Origin of the sequence: Natrinema sp. 74, assembly GCF_046097095.1 — an archaeon.
GTDB lineage: Archaea > Halobacteriota > Halobacteria > Halobacteriales > Natrialbaceae > Natrinema.
Window position 1 is genome coordinate 283,285 of record NZ_CP175698.1, and the last position, 18,355, is coordinate 301,639.

General features: G+C 64.8%; 19 protein-coding genes. 10 read left to right on the forward strand and 9 right to left on the reverse strand.

The window, feature by feature from the left end; all coding sequences use genetic code 11:
- Positions 1-2 precede the first annotated feature (2 nt).
- Positions 3-1,214, forward strand: coding sequence for a pyridoxal-phosphate-dependent aminotransferase family protein (locus ACJ70B_RS01440; protein ID WP_408958639.1), 1,212 nt, complete (start codon positions 3-5; stop codon positions 1,212-1,214).
- Positions 1,215-1,239: 25 nt separating this feature from the next.
- On the opposite strand, the gene ACJ70B_RS01445 is transcribed toward ACJ70B_RS01440, so the two are convergent.
- Together ACJ70B_RS01445 and ACJ70B_RS01450 are read right to left on the reverse strand one after the other, a co-directional pair.
- Positions 1,240-1,548 carry a hypothetical protein gene (locus tag ACJ70B_RS01445; RefSeq protein ID WP_408960063.1) on the reverse strand — a complete coding sequence of 103 codons (309 nt, stop codon included), beginning with the start codon at positions 1,546-1,548 and terminating at the stop codon, positions 1,240-1,242.
- A 215-nt stretch (positions 1,549-1,763) separates the two neighbouring features.
- Positions 1,764-2,003 (reverse strand): DUF5816 domain-containing protein, encoded by a 240-nt coding sequence (locus tag ACJ70B_RS01450; RefSeq protein WP_408958640.1) that lies wholly within the window; start codon positions 2,001-2,003, stop codon positions 1,764-1,766.
- Positions 2,004-2,181: 178 nt separating this feature from the next.
- On the opposite strand from ACJ70B_RS01450, the gene ACJ70B_RS01455 reads away from it, so the two are divergent.
- Positions 2,182-2,592: a universal stress protein gene (locus tag ACJ70B_RS01455; protein ID WP_408958641.1), complete on the forward strand. Its 411-nt coding sequence runs from the start codon at positions 2,182-2,184 to the stop codon at positions 2,590-2,592.
- An 80-nt stretch (positions 2,593-2,672) separates the two neighbouring features.
- On the opposite strand, the gene ACJ70B_RS01460 is transcribed toward ACJ70B_RS01455, so the two are convergent.
- A complete protein-coding gene (locus tag ACJ70B_RS01460) occupies positions 2,673-3,116 on the reverse strand; it encodes a universal stress protein (RefSeq protein ID WP_408958642.1) in 444 nt (147 codons plus the stop codon).
- A 141-nt stretch (positions 3,117-3,257) separates the two neighbouring features.
- Positions 3,258-4,277, reverse strand: a complete 1,020-nt coding sequence (locus tag ACJ70B_RS01465) for a mechanosensitive ion channel family protein (protein ID WP_408960064.1) — start codon at positions 4,275-4,277, stop codon at positions 3,258-3,260.
- Between the two features lie 204 nt (positions 4,278-4,481).
- Between ACJ70B_RS01465 and trmB the strand changes: the two genes are divergently transcribed.
- The 8 genes from trmB to ACJ70B_RS01505 all read left to right on the forward strand — a co-directional run bounded on the left by trmB (position 4,482) and on the right by ACJ70B_RS01505 (position 13,298).
- Entirely contained in the window at positions 4,482-5,549 is a 1,068-nt protein-coding gene (gene trmB / locus ACJ70B_RS01470; RefSeq protein ID WP_408958643.1) for an HTH-type sugar sensing transcriptional regulator TrmB, read from the forward strand.
- 285 nt (positions 5,550-5,834) lie between these two features.
- On the forward strand, positions 5,835-7,301 hold the full coding sequence (locus tag ACJ70B_RS01475) for an extracellular solute-binding protein (protein WP_408958644.1): 1,467 nt from the start codon (positions 5,835-5,837) through the stop codon (positions 7,299-7,301).
- Between the two features lie 145 nt (positions 7,302-7,446).
- Complete coding sequence (locus ACJ70B_RS01480) at positions 7,447-8,406, forward strand: carbohydrate ABC transporter permease (RefSeq protein WP_408960065.1); 960 nt, start codon at positions 7,447-7,449, stop codon at positions 8,404-8,406.
- A complete protein-coding gene (locus tag ACJ70B_RS01485; RefSeq protein WP_408958645.1) occupies positions 8,406-9,464 on the forward strand; it encodes a carbohydrate ABC transporter permease in 1,059 nt (352 codons plus the stop codon). Before ACJ70B_RS01480 ends, ACJ70B_RS01485 begins: the two co-directional genes overlap by 1 nt.
- Before the next feature lie 4 nt (positions 9,465-9,468).
- Positions 9,469-10,653: an ABC transporter ATP-binding protein gene (locus ACJ70B_RS01490; RefSeq protein ID WP_408958646.1), complete on the forward strand. Its 1,185-nt coding sequence runs from the start codon at positions 9,469-9,471 to the stop codon at positions 10,651-10,653.
- A 145-nt stretch (positions 10,654-10,798) separates the two neighbouring features.
- A complete protein-coding gene (locus tag ACJ70B_RS01495) occupies positions 10,799-11,908 on the forward strand; it encodes a Gfo/Idh/MocA family oxidoreductase (RefSeq protein WP_408960066.1) in 1,110 nt (369 codons plus the stop codon).
- Between the two features lie 77 nt (positions 11,909-11,985).
- A complete protein-coding gene (locus ACJ70B_RS01500) occupies positions 11,986-12,231 on the forward strand; it encodes a hypothetical protein (RefSeq protein ID WP_408958647.1) in 246 nt (81 codons plus the stop codon).
- 98 nt (positions 12,232-12,329) lie between these two features.
- Positions 12,330-13,298 carry a sugar phosphate isomerase/epimerase family protein gene (locus tag ACJ70B_RS01505; protein WP_408958648.1) on the forward strand — a complete coding sequence of 323 codons (969 nt, stop codon included), beginning with the start codon at positions 12,330-12,332 and terminating at the stop codon, positions 13,296-13,298.
- A 12-nt stretch (positions 13,299-13,310) separates the two neighbouring features.
- On the opposite strand, the gene ACJ70B_RS01510 is transcribed toward ACJ70B_RS01505, so the two are convergent.
- The 5 genes from ACJ70B_RS01510 to ACJ70B_RS01530 form a co-directional block, all read right to left on the reverse strand.
- Complete coding sequence (locus tag ACJ70B_RS01510) at positions 13,311-13,625, reverse strand: HalOD1 output domain-containing protein (protein WP_408958649.1); 315 nt, start codon at positions 13,623-13,625, stop codon at positions 13,311-13,313.
- A gap of 403 nt (positions 13,626-14,028) precedes the next feature.
- Positions 14,029-14,463 (reverse strand): hypothetical protein, encoded by a 435-nt coding sequence (locus tag ACJ70B_RS01515; RefSeq protein WP_408958650.1) that lies wholly within the window; start codon positions 14,461-14,463, stop codon positions 14,029-14,031.
- A gap of 205 nt (positions 14,464-14,668) precedes the next feature.
- Positions 14,669-15,370, reverse strand: a complete 702-nt coding sequence (locus tag ACJ70B_RS01520; protein WP_408958651.1) for a 6-hydroxymethylpterin diphosphokinase MptE-like protein — start codon at positions 15,368-15,370, stop codon at positions 14,669-14,671.
- 282 nt (positions 15,371-15,652) lie between these two features.
- Positions 15,653-16,846, reverse strand: a complete 1,194-nt coding sequence (gene folP / locus ACJ70B_RS01525) for a dihydropteroate synthase (protein ID WP_408958652.1) — start codon at positions 16,844-16,846, stop codon at positions 15,653-15,655.
- Between the two features lie 115 nt (positions 16,847-16,961).
- Positions 16,962-18,191, reverse strand: a complete 1,230-nt coding sequence (locus ACJ70B_RS01530; protein ID WP_408958653.1) for a Cdc6/Cdc18 family protein — start codon at positions 18,189-18,191, stop codon at positions 16,962-16,964.
- Between the last annotated feature and the right edge of the window lie 164 nt (positions 18,192-18,355).

The window sequence follows — 18,355 nt, forward strand, 5'->3', positions numbered from 1 at the left end:
CCATGGCTCAGGAACCGCCGACCGAGACGGCTCGAGCGCCGGACGTTGGCGAACTCACACCGCCGGATCGAACGCTGATGGGACCGGGACCGAGCGACGTGAACCCGCGCGTCCTCCGGGCGATGAGTACGCCCCTCGTCGGCCACCTCGATCCGTCGTTCATCGAGATCATGGACGACGTCCAAGAACTGTTGCGGTACACGTTCCGGACGGACAACCAGTGGACCATCCCGGTCTCGGGGACCGGTTCCGCCGCGATGGAGGCCGCGATCGGCAACGTCGTCGAGCCCGGTGACACGATGCTCGTCCCGACGAACGGCTACTTCGGCGGCCGGATGGCCTCGATGGCGGAACGTGCAGGCGGCGAGGTCGTCGAAGTCGACGCACCGTGGGGCGAGCCCCTCGAGCCCGATGATGTCGCGGACGCGCTGGCCGAACACGATCCCGACGTCTTCGGGTTCGTTCACGCCGAGACGAGCACCGGCGTCCGACAGCCCGACGTGCCCGAACTCACCGCCGCGGCCCACGACCACGACGCGCTCGTGATCGCCGACAGCGTCACCTCGCTGGGCGGCGTCGAACTCCGCGTCGACGAGTGGGACATCGACGTCGCGTACTCGGGGCCGCAGAAGTGTCTCTCCTGTCCACCGGGTGCGAGCCCGCTGACGCTTTCGGACGAGGCCATGGACAAGGTCCTCTCGCGCGAAGCAGAACCGCGCTCGTGGTACCTCGATCTCTCCCTGCTCGAGGGCTACTGGGGCGACGACCGCTCGTACCACCACACCGCGCCGATCACGAACGTCTATGCGCTCCGGGAGGCCCTGCGCCTGGTCGCCGAGGAGGGCATCGAAGAACGGTGGGACCGCCACGAGCGGCTGGCCGGCGCGCTGAAAGCCGGCGTCGAGGCGATGGGCCTCGAGATGAACGCCCCTGATGAGTACTGGCTGCCGAGTCTGAACGCCGTCCGCGTCCCCGACGGGATCGACGACGGCGAGGTCTGTGACGCCCTGATCGAGCAATACGACCTCGAGATCGCCGGCGGCCTCGGCGATCTGGCCGGCGAGATCTTCCGGATCGGCTGCATGGGTCACTCCGCGCGACCCGAGAACGTGATCTACGTCGTGACGGCGCTGGGCGACGTCCTCGAGTCGATGGGTGCGGCCGTCGATCCCGGCGCGGGCGTGACTGCGACGCGCAACGCGCTCGAAAAATAACCCGATACCGCTTTTTGCCACTCCGTTACGCCGTTGCTCGCGGTCCTGGAGGTGCTCGCTCGACCTGATAGTCTTCCCCGTCGACGACGATGATCGCCCACTCGTAGTTTGGCTCGGCGTTCTCGAGTCGGCGCTCGAGTTCGTCCGCGTCGTCGGGTTCAGCAACGAAGCAGTGGAACTGACCCGACGACGGTGACGGAAGCTCGCCCGTCTCGAGTACGGTGTTCACGTGGACGACTTTCCACGCCCGCTCGGCGCGAAACTCGGGGCCGTTGCCTTCGACGGTGTACCCCAACTCTGCGAAGATCGACCTGGCCTGCTCGACGAGTCGCATGTTAACAGGACCCATTCACTACCACCTATGTCGGCATCCACCATAAACGTTAGTACGTACCCAGAAAAAGCGGCCACGGCCCGCTAGTCCGTGACTGATTCCATGACTCGGTGTAGCCGCGTCCTACCGAGAGAACGTTTCGATCGGTAAACCGCTATTACCCGTTTGTAGCCTCCGCTAGCCGTCTTATCGCGTGCCGGCCGATCCAACACGGCTCACTCGTGGGCGGCGTCCCACTCGGTCGGCTTGCGAAAGTTCCCACACCGGTTGCACTTGATCCGGCCCATCGCGTCCATTGCGTTATCGAGGCTCTCACAGTTCGTACAGAACCAGCCGTACCGTCGCTCTCGGTCGGGCGATTCGTAGGAGACCAGAAACGGTCCCTTCGATCCCGTGTCGCCGTCCGTCTCCGAAATGTAGACGGTGTCGCCGTCGTCGGTCGACCAGGTTTGCATGTCCATCCCTACCGGTGCTCGCGGTAAATGACTGTCTTTCCGCGTCGGTTTCGCCGCCGCGAGCGACCGATCGACCGTCGGCGGCACCGAGGGCCGTCGGCACCTGTATGAGATAGGTTCGCAATGAGGACTGTCCGTACTGAAAGGTTTACCCGGGCGGAAATCGTTCGGTCGTCTAATGTCGCTGGTCGTGGTTCCCGTTCGTTATCCGTTGTCAAAACACTCGAGACGAACGCTCGAGCAGGCGATCGAGGTCGCCCGCGAGCGGGACGCGTCGCTGACCGTCTTGCACGTCGACCTCTATCAAAACGGGAAGAAAGTGACCCGAATCGATCTGAAAAACGCCGTCGAGCGCGCGTTCGGACCGCTCGAGAGCGCCCGGTACGTCGTCCGAACGGGGTTTCTGGTCGAGGAGTCGATCCTGGACGAAGTCGCCGCAGAGGGAGCCGACGCGGTCGTCATCGGAAGCAAACAGGCGAGTCGGCTTCGACGAATCTTCCAGCGGTTTACCGACAATCCGGACATCGACCGCTACCTGCGGAGCCACCTCGACTGCGAGGTCATCACCGTCGAAGGCGCACAGGTGTAGTCTGACGGACCGACGCATGAGAACGGACCGCTCGACCAGCGGCGCTGATCGGTCCCGACGGTCACCGGTACTGGGCGTCGTTACTCGGCCTCGCCCGCGTTGCGGACGACAAGTACGGGGATCGAAGCATTGTCTACCACCCGTTCCGAGACGCTGCCCAGCGACGTCACCTTCTCTCGCGGACTCTTGCCTCGCGTCCCGATAACGATCAGGTCGATCCCCTGCTCGTCCGCGTACTCGAGGATCGTCTTGGCCGGTGTCCCCGTCTGCACCTCACCGACGGTCTCGAGGCCGTCGGCCGTCGCTCGCTCTTCGACGTCGGCGACCGCCTGCTGGCCTTCGTCTCGGAGCGATCGCTCGAGGTCGGTGCTGGTCCCCTCGCCGGCAGCGGCGGTGACGCGGCTGTCGACGACGTACAGCGTGTGGACCGTCGCGTCGTCGTTCGCGGCGATCGGCAGCCCGTGGGCGAGGGTCTCGGAGATCGTGTCGCTTCCGTCGGTGGGAATGAGGATGTCGTCGTACATCTGTCGACTGAGTTTCGAATTAGACCGGGGCTGGTATAAATCACCCTGCTGATCCGGCCGACGAGAACGGAACGAGTACTCACCGTACAACGGTCTGCAAGCGAGTCGTCTGTGAGCCGCGTAGCCGACCGACGCGAGTCGTCACTGATCCGCCGGATCGGCGGGACTTTCGCCCGGCTCGCTCGGTTCCGCGGGATCGGACGGGTCGGCAGCGGCGTCCGCGGTCGTCCGTTCGAAGCCGGAATCGTCGACGGCCAGTCGCGCGACGCCACTGGTCTCGTCGAAGACGTGGTGGTGGTGTGGGTAGGCGAACTCCACGTCGAGGTCCGCGAAGCGCTCGCCGATCGCTCGCTGGACCGCCGATCGGACGACGGCCTGCTTGTATGGGTGTTTCATCCAGAAGTAGAGATCGAGGATGATACCGTGATCGCCGTACTCCCGGATGATGCAGTTCGGTGCCGCGGCGTATCGGGCGCTGCCAATTCGGATGTCCGGGCCGCCGGAAATGACGTCGTCGACGCCTCGAGCGGCCCGTTCTGCGGCCTGGCAAGCCGCCTCAAGATCGCACTCGTAGGTGATCCCGAAGCCGACCGAGATGCGCGTGCGCTCGTCCTCCGCGGAGTAATTGATGACGTCGCGCGCGTGAATCTCGGAGTTCGGGATGACGATAAAGGAGTTCTGGAGGGTGAAGATCTTGGTGTAGCGGATCGTGATGTCCTCGACGAAGCCGCGGTGGCCGGCGTCGGTAACTTCGATCATATCGCCGATCTCGTAGGGACGGTCGGCGAGCACGTAGAGACCGTTGATCAGGCTACCGACCAGCGGTGCGAGGACGATCGCGATCACGGCCGAGATGACGGTCACCGACAGGAGGATCTGGGTGTCACCGACGCCGACGATGCCGGCGGCGACGGTGGCCGCCCAGAGGAGCACGGTGAGCCTGACACCGCGTAGCACGGTCCGGGTGACGCTCGGCCGCTCGATCCGACGTGCCACCGCCCGCCCGACGAGCCGGACGACGAGTTGCGAGAGGTACCAGCCGGCGGCGAGGACGATGAGCGCGAGCGCAGCTTTGACCACGTCGAGCGGTACGTTTCCGGGGAATCTCTGCTGAATCCACTCGGCCGCAGTGCGCTCGAGCAGTACATCTCTGGAGGGCATGTCCTGAATCCACTCGGCCGCAACGCGCTGAGTAGCGCTCTTGTCGGCCTGCGAGACCCCGCGCATGCCAACACACTCCGGCCCACTGTGGTTAAGCGTTCTGACCCCCGCTCCGTGGAGCGACCGGCTACTAACCCGATTTCGAAAATGCGTGCTACTCGATGTATAATAAATCATTTAGTCGCTGGGATCGTAGGGCAGTGTATGGCACCAGACGAACTGCGCTCGACGGTCGAGCGCGTCGGTGAGCGATTCAATCTCGGCGAATACGAGATCGACGCCTACCTCACCGTCCTCGAGCAGGGCCAGCTCACGGCGAGCGAGATCGCGGACCGAACTGAGATTCCCCAGCCGCGGGTATACGACACCGTTCGCAGCCTCAGCGACCGAAATCTGGTCGAGTTGCGCGAATCTCGTCCGATGAAGGTCGTCGCGATCGATCCCTCGGAGGCCTTCGGCGACGTCCAGAGCTCGTTCGAACAGATGATCCAGGAACTCGAGGCTCGTTACACCGCGCCGGCCCGCGATACCGAGGCCGTCTCCCTCGTGAAATCGCGGTCGACAATCCTGCGCTACTTAGAGGAGGTCATCGACGATGCGGAGTTCGAACTCTCGCTCTCGCTGACGCCTGATCTGCTGACCCGGTTCGAAGCGGAACTCCGCGCGGCCGTCGAGGCCGGCGTGAGCGTCGACCTGATCGTGACTCCGGCGAGTGAAGCCCCCGATCCTGCCGAGTTCGCCTACGGGGAGATCGCCTCGACTGCCCGCGCCCGGCGGGGGATCACGACGCCGGTCATCGCCGTCGCCGACGGCAACTACTCGGTCTACGCGACGCAGGACGCCCTGCGCGACGATCAGGACCGATACGGCGTCATCTTCAATCGATCGTCACTTGGTTTTCTCATCTCCGGGTTCTTCGGGACCGTCCTCTGGACGACCGCCGAGCGAGTTCTCGGTGAGGACGATACCGCACAGTCGTACCCCCGGAAATACGCCTCTATCCGCCGCTGCGTGAAAGATCTTCTCGACGAGGGCGGCGAGTTCTACGCCACCATCGAGGGCCGGGACGTCGAGGTCGGGGGCCAGCGGGTCGTCCGCGGGCGCATCCTCGACGTCTCCTTCGAGGTCAGCGAAGAGGTCGCCAGCCTCACGATCGAAACCGCGGAGGGAGAAGAGCTCTCCGTCGGCGGCCGCGTCGCCGCTCTGGAGGACGTCGAGGCCCACGAGATCCACATCGGTCGGAACGAACCGCCGGTGCTCGAGGACGACTGAACGATCGAACGCTCGGTCGTCGATGCCATGGTGGAGCTGGTGAGCACGTGCCGTCCGAACCCCGTTCCGCCGTTGGCCGCGGGTCGTTAGCTGGCACCTGTCGCTGGGCGGTCGCAATAGGCGGTTATGACTCGACATCGCCGACCGCGACATCGACGGCGGCGACCAGCGATCGTTCGCCCGATCACAATCCCACCGTAACTGACACGGAATCTCGACAGTCATCCTTTATTACAATATTTATTACTAACAACTAAGTCCCATACCGTGGACCGATCACTGGTCATGGGACGTGCTACCGCCGGTCATCTGGACCGATCCCGCCTACGGCGTCGATCGTTCCTGAAGACCGCATCAGTGTCGGCCGCCGCCGGAGCCGTCGCCGTCACCGGCTGTCTCGGTCGAGGTCGGAAACCGGGAACGGTGGTGATGACCGCCGCCTCCGACGTCGCGGGGATCATGCACAGCGAGGGCGACGGCCCGTCGATCCAGCAGGCGCTCTGGGACGCCGGCCTCGACGAAGACATTCGCGTCGAGGTCCAGACCGTCGTCAGTAACTCCGCCCAGCGGATGCAGACCACCCAATCGGCGCTCGAGGCGGGACGCGCCCCGCCGGACATCCACATGATGGACAGCGGCTGGACGGTCCCGTTCATCCTCCGGAAGCAGACGGTCAACCTGACCGAACGGTTCCCGGAAGACACCCTCCGGTACGTCAACGACAACTACCTCGAGGCGATCCTCGAGACGGCGCGTCATCCACAAACCGGAGATCTCCACGCCCTGCCCCTGTTTCCGGACCTCGGCTTTACCCTCTACCGACGGGACTTCATCGAGGACGCCGGTTACGACACGAGCGGCTGGGGGACGAATCCGCCGCGCTGGGAGACGTTCGCGAACGCGGTCCGCGACGCGCGAGAGCAGGCGGGGCTCTCCTACGGACTCACGACGCAGGCGGCCGCCTACGAGGGGCTCTCCTGTTGTACGTTCAACGAGGTAATGACGACCTGGGGCGGGGCGTACTTCGGCGGAGTAAACAACCTGTTTACCGCCGGCGACCGGCCGATCACCGTCGACGGCAAGCGAGTCATCGACGCGATCCGGATGATGCGCTCGTTCATCGAGGGCGAGACGGAAAACACCATGGACGGCTACCCCCAGATCTGTCCGTCGGCGATCGTCCAGTGGACCGAACAGCAGTCGCTCGCTCCGTTCGCCGACGGAGACGCGGTCTCGAATCGCAACTGGTCGTACGCCATCGCAGAGACGGGCACCGAAGAGGCATTCGGCGAGAGCCTCGGCGTGATGACCCGGCCGTACGCGGTCTCCAGACAGGAGGCCCAGTATCAGGATGTCGGCGGCACCGCCGCGGCGCTTGGCGGCTGGAACCTCGCCGTGAGCCCGTTCTCGAACCGCCAGGAGGAGGCGCTGCAGGTCCTCGAGGCGTTCGCCAACAGGGAGGTCATGCTCACCGTCTTCCGACTCGGCGGCTTTCTCCCGCCGAACCTCGATCTAGTCGCGGAGGCCAGTCCCGACGACGTCGGTCCCGTCGCTCGTTACGCCGACGTGGTCCAGTCGGCCAGCGAGAACGCGATCCCGCGGCCGGCGACCGACCTCTGGCCGGAACAGTCCGCGCTCATCTTCCAGGCCGTGAACGCGGCGTATCGCGGCGCGCAACCGCCCGAAGCGGCGATGAACGATCTCGCGAACGAACTCGAGCAGAGCGAATCGGAGGTGCGAAATGGTAACTAAAACCGGCGACGAGACGGCGACCGGCGACGGGACGGCAACGGACAGTGAACCGACGGCCGCCGACGGCGCGCTGACCGACGGCGGGACGGTGACCGGCGGCGAGACCGGACGCGGTCGGGACCGCGAGCGGACCGGCAACGCCGTGATGAACTGGATGGAGAACCTGAGCGAAGCGGCCTACGCGTACCTGCTGTTGGTGCCGGCTTTCGCCTTGCTGACGCTGATCGCGTTCTACCCGATGATCCGGACGTTCGTTATGTCGCTACGAGCCAACCAGACGCGAGGATTGGATCCACTGGGGCAGTTCGTCGGCCTCGGGAACTACGTCGATATCCTCACCGGGAACGCGCGGTTGGCCCGCCAGTTCCTCGACGTGGGGCTGTCATCGTCGTTCCCATTCGTCGAACTCGGCACGCCGTTCTTCCAGCAGGCGCTGTTCGTCACGCTCGCGTTCGCGATCGTCAGCGTCACCCTCGAGACGGTGATCGGCTTCGGCCAGGCCTACGTGCTCGACCAGGAGTTCACGGGGCGGCGCTGGGTCCGCGTGGCGATCATCCTCCCGTGGGCCGTGCCGATCGTCATCCAGGGGATGATCTTCTTCCTGCTGTTCCAGCCGACGGTCGGTTTCGGCTCGGACCTGATGCAGAGTCTGGGGATCTTCAGCGGGACGCCGCTGGCCAACAGCCAGGACGCCTTCATCATCATCCTCGTGGCCGACATCTGGAAGTCGTCGGCGTTCATGGCCTTGCTGATCCTCGCGGGGCTCCAGAGCGTCGATCGGAGCCTGTACGACGTCGCGCGCGTGGCCGGCGCGTCGCCGTGGCAGCGGTTCAAGCTGATCACGCTGCCGCTCGTGATGCCGGCGTTGCTGGTCGCGATGCTGTTCCGAACCATGGACGCGATGCGGGTCTTCGGGCTGATCGAGTCGACCGCCGGCTGTACGACCGTTCCGTCGCTGAGCTGTCTCGTCGTCGAGGCGATGTTCGGCGGGACCCGCATCTACGCGACCGCGGCCGCGGTCGCCTTCTCGACGGCGCTCGTGATCGGCCTGATCATCGCGCTGTACCTCGTTCTCTTCCGCGATACCGAAGGAGGTGTCACCTGATGACCGACGATACCGACCCCACGGAGACCGAAGCCGAACCGACGAGCGACCGAACCGAACGCGCGGCCCCACGCGGCAAGACAACCGCGCCTCAGCCGACCGCCCACCGGCCGGACGGCGGTGCGGTCCTCACCGACGACCAAGAAGCGGAACTCGACCGGGGACCGCTCCAGCAGTGGGTTTCGGACTCGATCTCCAACCCCGGCCGAGTCTACCGCGCGCTGTTCTACGTCGCCGCGATCTTCTTTCTCTTTACCACGCTGTTTCCCTTCTACTGGCTCTTGATGGTCGCGCTGACGCCGGAGGGACAACTCGAGAACATCGTCTTCACGCCCAACGGCTTCAATCCGGGCGCGTTCATCGAGGTGTTTCAGGTCATTCCCTTCCACGTCTACATGTTCAACAGCTTCGTGATCGCGCTCGCCTCGACGGTCGTCGTGCTGGTCGTCGCCAGCCTCGCCGGCTATGCCTTCGGCCGCCTCGAGTTCCCCGGCCGGACGCCGCTGATGCTACTGGTGCTGATCATCTCGTTTTTCCCGCCGGCGGCCTTTTTCATCCCGCTGAACGATCTCTTTAACACCTCCTTTGCGATCCTACGGCCGATCACGGGCGACGGCACTCTCTACAATACGCCCTTCGCGCTGGTGACGCCGCTGTCGGCGATCTTCATGCCGCTGGCGATCTTCATCCTCACGACGTTCTACGCCCAGATCCCCGACGGACTCGAAGACGCGGCTCGAGTCGAGGGGACGACCCGGCTGGGCGCGCTGTTCCGGGTCATCATCCCGCTATCGGCTCCCGGCGTCGCGACCGCGGGCGTGTTGACCTTCATCGCGGTCTACAACGAATTCTTCTTCTCGTTTCTGATGACGGACGGCCAGCCCGAGAACTGGGCCCCGCTCCTCGACGGCATCCTCGCCTATCAGGGACAGTATCAGGTGTTGTACAACCTCATGGCCGCGGCGAGCATCATCGGGGTGATCCCCGTCACGATCCTCGTGGTCATCGCACAGGAAAAGATCGTCAGCGGACTCACCGCGGGCGCGCTCAAGGAGTGAAACAATGGCACGAGTACGACTCGAGAACGTGACGAAACGCTACGAAAACATCACTGCGGTCGACGACGTGAGCATGGTAATCGAAGACGGCGAGTTCGTCACCTTCGTCGGCCCCTCCGGCTGTGGAAAGTCGACAACGATGGAGACCGTCGCCGGATTGACCCAGCCCACCGAGGGCCGCATCTACATCGGCGACGACGACGTGACGAACCTCGCCCCTAAAGACCGGGGCGTCGCGATGGTCTTCCAGAACATCGCGCTGTTTCCTCACATGGACGTCTACGAGAACATCTCGTTCGGGTTGCGCCTCCGGAAGTACGACGACGAGGAGATCCGCCGCCGCGTCGAGGAGGCCGCCAGCGTCGTGCAACTCGAGGGGATGTTAGATCGGATGCCCGACGAGTTATCGGGCGGCCAGCGACAGCGGGTCGCGATCGCTCGGGCGATCGTGCGCAACCCGGACGTCTTCCTGATGGACGAGCCGCTGGCGAACTTAGACGCGAAACTGCGCGTCCACATGCGGACGGAACTCCAGCGGCTGCACCGCGAACTGGACACGACGATCATCTACGTCACCCACGATCAGGCCGAAGCGATGACGATGTCGAATCGGATCGCCGTCCTGAACGCCGGTCGGCTCCAGCAGCTCGCGCCGCCGCTCGTCTGTTATAATGAGCCCGCGAACCTGTTCGTCGCCGGCTTCATCGGCTCGCCCTCGATGAACTTCGCCGAGGGCGAACTCACGGAGAACGGCCTCGAGACGGCGAACTTCACCGTTGACCTCGATCCGGCACGCATGCCGGAGAGAGGGGTCGGCGACGCGGTGACTCTCGGCGTCAGACCGGAGGACGTCCACCTTGCCACGTCGGCCGAGACCCTCGCCGCTCCGACGGATCGGATCGGCGCGCGTACCGACGTCCTCGAGCCGATGGGCGACGAGGTGTTCGTCTATCTGTTGCTCTCCGAGGCCGCGGGCGGGTCGATGGAGCAAGACCCTGCTACCTCGTCCGATCAGTTGCTGATGAGCGTCACGCCCGACACGGAGATCGCGGCGAACCAGGACGTCGACGTCGTCCTCGACCGGTCGAAGATTCACCTCTTCGATACGGCCACCGGCGAGGCGCTCGTCCACGGCGTGACCGATCTCTCGGGGCCGGAACCCGGAACGACGCCGACGGAAGCGGAATGAACCACATCGTCGGCACTCGAGCCCGCCGTCTCGCGTTCTCACGTAACGAAGATGGTCCGTCTCGACGAACAGTCATCACGGTTTGGCGACGGAGCAAAGTTGCTCGAGCCGAAGGATTAGATATAGCGTCTATGAGTGTATCGGACTGAAACGAGACGAACGCGCACGGGTCTGGAATTACAGGGAAATGACAATCGATCACTCCGACATCGAAACTGGCATCGTTGGTCTGGGAAACATCGGCCAGTATCACGCCGAGCGCCTCGTCGATCTCGGCGTGGCGCTCGTTGGCGGGATGGACGTCGCCGCCGAGGCGCGGACACGCTTCGCCAGACGGTACGATGTTGACGTCTACGACGACCACCGCGAACTGTACGACACCGTCGACGCCGTCATCATCACGACGCCTAACAAGTACCACGAGGAGTACGCAGTCGACGCCTTCGAGCGGGACCTCGACGTCTTACTCGAGAAGCCACTGGGCCACTCGATCGATAGCGCCGAACGGATCGCCGAGGCAGCGGCGGCGTCGGACGGATACGCCATGGTGGGGTTCAACAACCGATTCGCCAATACCGTCCGAATCGTGAAAAACCGGATCGATCAGGGGACTCTCGGCACCATCTCACACATCGAAGCGAACTACGTCCGACGACGCGGCATTCCGGGGCGGGGCTCGTGGTTTACGCGCCAGCACATCGCCGGCGGCGGCGCGCTCATCGACCTCGGTGTCCACGCGATCGACCTCGCGCTGTACCTCCTCGGCTACCCCGAAGTGACGGAGGTAAACGGCGTCGCTCGCAGCGAGTTCGGCTCCAGCGACGAGTACGCCTACCTCGACATGTGGGCCGATGATGCGGGGCCGGAGGGGTTCGACGTCGACGACTCCGCCAGCGCCTTCATCCGCTGTGCCGGCAATCGGACGATCTCTCTCGAGGTTGCGTGGGCGACCAACCGCCCAGCGACCCACGAGTTCGTCGCCCGCGGCACCGACGCGGCCGCCCGGTTCGACCTCCTCGAGGGGGATCTGTCCGTCTACTCGGCGAGCAAGGTCGGTCCCGACCACCTCGAGGATACGACCATCGAGACGCGCCAGAACGACACCCACACGGACGAACAGCGGGCATTTTTCGACCGCATCCTCGGAACGAAAGACGGCGGAAGCACCGTCGAAGAGGCACTCACGGTCCAGCGCGTGATCGACGCGATCTATCGCTCGAGCGAGGAGGGCGGAACGATCGAGATCGACGGATGAACGCGCTCGCGGCCGCTGCGCCCGACGGGGCAGTGTCGTGCACGACGTTTACAGTGGGGAGCCACCTAGCCTCGCGCATGGAAACGCCACCCGAACTGCGAGACGTTGCCGGCGATCAAAACGACATCACGATCAGCAACCGAGAGTACGAAGACGAGAGCGTCATCGCCGTCGACTTCGGTCCGATCGCCGGCGAGCCCTCGGTCGACGTCGTCGGAGAAACGGCGATCGTCGCCGTCGACGGGCGGCAATACGAGTTCGACGTCCCGGCCGATGCGACGGACGTAACCGTTAACGACGGCGTGCTGACGATCAGGGACTAACCGGCCACGCGCCGCGGCGGCGTCGAGCGGCGGCCGCCACGGTCCCGCCACCCGTTGCCGGCACCCATTTTATTTTCCCGCCCGTGGTCGCTGCCCGCATGGATATCGGCGTTCACACCCCGCCGCTGGCCGACGAACCGCTCGAGAGCGCGCTCCCCTACCTCGACGATCTCGGCGTCGGTGCGATCGAACCTGGCGTCGGCGGCCATCCGGGACAGGACCATCTCACTCGATCCGAGTATATAGACGACGAGAGCGAACAGGCCGATCTCCGCGACCTGCTCGAGGAGTACGACATGCGGATCAGCGCGCTCGCGACCCACAACAACCCCCTGCATCCCGACGACGAGCGCGCCGCGGAGGCCGACACCGAACTCCGCGAAGCGATCCGGCTGGCCGGCCAGCTCGAGGTCGACGCCGTCACCTGCTTCTCGGGGCTCCCCGCGGGGAGTCCGAACGACGAGACGCCGAACTGGATCACCGCTCCCTGGCCGCCCCAACACGCCGAGGCCCTCGAATACCAGTGGGAGCAGGCGGTCGAGTACTGGGGCGAGATCGCCGACCACGCCGCCGAACACGAGGTCGACGTGGCGATCGAGATGCACCCGAACATGCTCGTCTACGAGCCCCACGGGATGGCACGGCTGCGCGAGGAGACCGGCGACAGAATCGGCGCGAACGTCGACCCGTCGCACCTCTACTGGCAGGGGATCACGATCGCCGACGCGATTCGGTACCTGGGCGAGCGCGACGCGATCCACCACGTCCACGCCAAGGATACCCGGATCTACGACGCGCAGGCTCGCGAGAAGGGCGTACTGGACACGACGCCGTACAGCGACGAGCCCAACCGCTCGTGGCTCTTTCGCTCCGTGGGGTACGGCCACGGCGAGGCACACTGGAAAGACATCGTCTCGACGCTCCGGATGGTCGACTACGACGGCGCGTTGAGCATCGAGCACGAGGACTCGCTGACCAGCTCTCGAGAGGGCCTCGAGAAGGCGATCGACCTGCTCGAGCGGGCGGTCTTCGAGACCCAGCCCGGTGAGGCGTACTGGGCCGAGTGAGCCCCGACGCGGCTACTCCTCGATAGGGTCGGGTCCGTCGACGGAGTCGTCGCGGGACCGCTCGCGGACGACCACGTTGCCGCCCGCCCGAACGACGACCTCGTACCCCTCGTACTCGAGCCGAACCACCGTGTCGCTGGTCGTGCTGGCGGTGGTCCGAAACAGTTTATCGAGCGCTTCCGGATTGACGACGGTAAACAGCGGGTCATACGCCGGGGGCTCGACCTCGGTAACGTCGACGCCCTCGTGTGCGGCGATCGCCTCGATGATGGCTTGAGTCGGCGGTACCTCGCCATCGGGCGACGACAGTTTGTCCGGGGAGGACATACTAGTGTATTGGAGAGTCCGGCAGATAAGGGTGATGGCAACTATTGGAGGCTGATGAACGGCCGTAATACGGTCTCCGAAGCCTAATTACTGGTGTTTTTGATACCGTCGAAACACGTTCACTCACGCTGACTCGCCGCGCGCTCGCTCGAACGTCTCGATCACGCTCCTGTGCGAGGCCGCTGTAATCGTCGTTCCAGCCGACCCACTCGGCGTCGTCGGCCGCGGCGACTCAGGGACGATACTGCTTGCTTCCCCCTCAGCGATCACGAGGTCGCTCCCCAGGTCTCGGTACCTCGTCCGGAGGTCCCGGCGGTGCCAGTCAACGATTACGGTCGAGAGACGGGTTCGAACGCCGAAAGGGTGGGAGACGTCAGCAATCCGCGCGGATCGAACGCCGGTGTTACGCGTCGGACGACTCGATCAGCCGTTCGATTGCAGCCCGGAAGCCGGCGCTCTCGCGGTACCACAGCCAGCAGCCGCCGGCGGCGGTCAACAGCGAACCCGCGATCAGTCCACCCGTCGCGGTCAGGTACGCGGTCGCGCCGTCGCCGGCGACCGCGAACACGTTCCCCGGGTTATCGTGGATGAAAAAGAAGTACGTGACGAACCAGGCGGTCGTGAGCATCGTCGAAACCAGCACTGGAGAGCCGTAGGCGTAGTTTCGCGCCCAGATCAGTCCGATGCCGACCAACGGGCCGAGGAGGCCGACGACGGCGAGAAACGCCGGCTGGCCCTGCGTCAGCGGGGCACCCACCGTCGACTGGGCGAGCCCGAACAGTCCGCAAAGCGCCAGATAGACGAAAAACGGGGTCGTGACGATGATCCGTTGATCCACGTCCTACCGTGGTGATCTGTTCGCCTTAACTGTTGTTCCGAATTCGGCGAGTGAGTCGCGCGCTGACGGGACATCGCCGGACGGAACGGAACTCACAGACACCAGTTACCGCGCCACGAACTGGTCTTGCTTCGGAGTAGTCGGCTTAAAAAGCGTTCTCGGCGGTCTTGGATCGGGGTGGCGAGGCGACGAGACCGGTCGGCTGCTACCCGAGCGGGAGCGCGTCGGCCTCGATCGCATCCCGGCGGCCGTCGAGCACGGCGAAGTGCTCGTCGCGGCGCGACTCGAGCCAGGCGAGGAGCCGCTCGGCCCACTCGAGTTTGCGGGCTTTTGCCGGCCCGACCGACGAATCATCAAAGTCCCAGCCGACGAACGCGAGTCGGCCTGCGCCGAAGTGGTCTGCCAGGAACGCGGCCCGATCGCCGTCGGTGAAGCCGCCGAAATTGCGGACCCGTTCCGTCGGTTCAGCTTGCGTCGTCGGCAGGACGTACCGGTGGTCGCAGTTCGGAACGACCGCGCGGATCGCTTCGAGGTTGTCGCCGTGGGCGTGAACTGCGACCGGAACGCCCGCCGCAGTGAGGTCCTCGACGGTCTCGGGGTTCTTATCGAGGTCCGTCACCATGCAGTCGACGGCGATATCGTGCGCTGCCAGGGTGTCGACGGCAGTCGATGCGGCGATGACGAGGTCGGCGTCGCGCGCTCGCTCGAGTTCGGATGCGGTCTCTAACGACGGGCCGGCACCCGCCACGGCGACGGTCGCGTCACGGATGGCCGAGCAATCGGCTGGATCGAACGACGACTCGAGGAGCGCAGCGAGGCGGTCACGCCCCCGCTCGTCGCCGGCACGGTCGTAGCCGAAGTCACGCAGAATCGCTTCATAAACTGGCTCCCACTCGTCGAACTCCATGCTCCGGACTCGGCGTGGGAGTCGCTTGTGCCTTCGGTCTCGGTTCGACGGGCGCTTCGATTCGACAGGTGCTCCGGTTCGATGGAGGCGCTCGTGTAGGGCCTCGGTCTCGAGCGGAGCGGTCGGACCCGTCAGACGGCTTTCGAACCGAGTCGTCACTGGGCAACGTAGTGCCACAATAATTCCGTGTTGTGGGCCGGGGGTCGCCTCCAAAGTACCCCTACCCGGGAGGCCGCCCGGCGTCCACTCCCTCCTTTCGAAGCATCCGGTATAAGTTTTCTCTTAACGCAGTACCCCTGACAGCTTTGCTCCGAAATTACTGAGGACGCCGTCTTCTTCGGAAAGACGGTCTGAAACGTCGGAAACGGCCGTCGTCGACCCCATCAATAGAAGCCGCCCGTTGGACGCGCGTTGGACGACCGCGCCGTGTTCGGCCGCAAGCGACGTCAGCCGCTCGCTCGCGTCACCGTCGAGGCCCTCGATCTCGAGCAGTTGGGCCTGCCAGTCGTCGGCGAACGCGGGGTCGATGCCACGCTCTCGAAGCTGGGCGCGGAACTCGCGACTCGAGGTGACGTCGAGTTGCGAGATCGTGACGCCGTCCGCGCTCGCGCTCGCGCGCTCGGTGAACGCCGATCCGATCAGGGCCGCGTCGCGCGTCTCGGCTACGTCGTGGGTTCGGATAACGTGTGCGCCGCGCTCGACTGCCATCGAGGTCGCTGCGAGGCTGACCGGCAGCCGCTTGTCGGTCTCGCGGTCCGCGATCGCGCCGAGGAAGTTCTTGCGATTGATCGAGACCAGCATCGGCCGGCCGAGCGCGCGGAACTCCCGAAGCCGTCGGAACGTCTCGCGGTCGTCCGCGAGCGTCTGGGCCTCGCTCCAGCCGCCAAAGGCGGGATCGACGATCGTCTTGTCGGTCAGTCCGTTCTGTTTCAGCGCCTCGTAGACCTGCTCGACGTAGTCCGCACGTTCGGCCCACGCCGGCGATTTCTGGCTCGCCCAGTCGGTCTCCTCGACGGCACCCGGCCGCTCGAGGTCGGGCGGGCTCGCCATCTTCGCGACCGCGGCGTCGTGATCCTCGCAGACGGTCGGCATCGCCGGGTCGGCGAAGCCGCAAATGTCGTTGACCATGTCGAATCCCCGTGAAAGCGCCTCGTCGGCGACGGTCGCATACCGCGTTTCAATGGAAAAGATCGCGTCGCCGGAGACGCTCTCGATGGTCTCGAGCGCCACGTGGAGTCGGTCGAGTTCCTCCTCTGCCGAGAGCACGTCGAAGCGCTTGTTGGCCGACTCGAGGCCGATATCGACGATGTCGGCCCCCTCGCCGATCAGTTCCTCGTCGACGTAGCGGGCCGCCTCGCCGGGGTCGTCGTAGACGCTCGGATCGTAGGGCGATTCCTCGCTGACGTTTAGCACGCCCATGATTCGGGGCGGGTAGTCGTCACCGATCCCCAGACCGGCGGCGTCGACGCTGTTCATACGCCGTCTGAGGAACCGAAGCAAAAAGGCATCGTGGTTCCGGCGAGCCCGAGCGGCGCGAGTCGGCAAACGATGTCGGCCGAGCGAGCGCAACGGTGCCGGCTGAGCGAGCGCGTTACTCGTCGTCTTCGAGCACTGCCAGCCGCGAGTCTCGCAGGAGCACCTTCTTGACGATCGAGGGGTTCTCGAGCAGGCGGTGTTTCGCGTGTGCGCCGCGGCCGCGTCCTCGTCCCTCGCGCTCGGACTGGATCACGTTGAGGAAGTTCTGTTCCTGGAGGATCTCTTGGACCCGGCGCTCGGAGAGCACGTCGAAGTCGAGCCGGCGGGCGACTTCCTTGTACTGGTTGTAGATGATCTTCGTCGGAAACTCCTTTTCCGAACTGTTCTCGGTCAGCAGCGTCAGCGAGTAGAGGATCGCTTTGGCCTGCTGGGGCGAGCCCTCGATCAGTTCGTTGAAGCGGTCGGCCTCGGTCTTCTCTTTGGCGTCGCGGACGTGATCTGCAGTGACCCGAGTGTCGTTTCGCTTCTTGGCGATGCGCCCGGCGTTCCGGAGGATGTCGATCGCCTTGCGCGCGTCACCGTGTTCCTGGGCGGCGAGCGCGGCCGTCAGCGGGATCACGTCGTCTGAGAGCACCCCGTCGTGGAAGGCGTCGCGACGTTTCTCCAAAATCTCGACGAGCTGGTTGGCGTCGTACGGCGAGAAGACGAGTTCGTCACGCGAGAGACTCGACTTGACGCGCTCGGAGAGGTGGTCGGGGAAGTCGATCTTGTTCGAGATGCCGATGATGCCGATACTCGAGTCGGAAATACGGCGGTTCTCGCCCGCGCGCGACAACTTCCGGAGGACCTCGTCGTCCTCGAGCATATCGATCTCGTCTAAGATGACGATGGTGACGTCGGTGCAGTGGTCGACGGCCTGCCAGAGACGTTTGTAGTAGTCGCCGGTGCCGAGGCCGCGGTCGGGGACGGTGACGCCGCTCATGTCGGGTTCGTTGACGATCTGAGCGATCGTCTTGACGATCGACGCCTCCGTGTTCTGTTCGCCGCAGTCGATAAAGGCGTACTTGACGGTGACGTCGTCGTGTTGCGCTTCGGTGATCACGCGCTGCGTGACCGACCGCGAGATGAGCGATTTACCGGTGCCGGTCTTTCCGAAGATGAACAGGTGGTTGGGCTCGCTCCCGAAGATCGCCGGATTCAGGGCGTCCGCAACCCGTTGCATCTGCTCGTCACGACCGACGATCCGGTCCGGGCCGGGCAGGTGCGTGATCTCGAGCAGGCGCTCATCGGCGAAGACCGGATCGTCGTACCGAAAGAGCGGGTCTCGATCGTCGTTGGCGGACATTGCGGTACTCCGTCCCTTCCAACCGGACTGAAATAAACCTGTGGAGATCGATCGCGGATGTAAATGTGACGCCAGAGACGCTCGAGTCCGGAGTCACGGCATCATAGCCGAGTAGTCGCCGTACCGCCGCCCTCGCGCTTCTAACTACGACGGACGGTGGAATC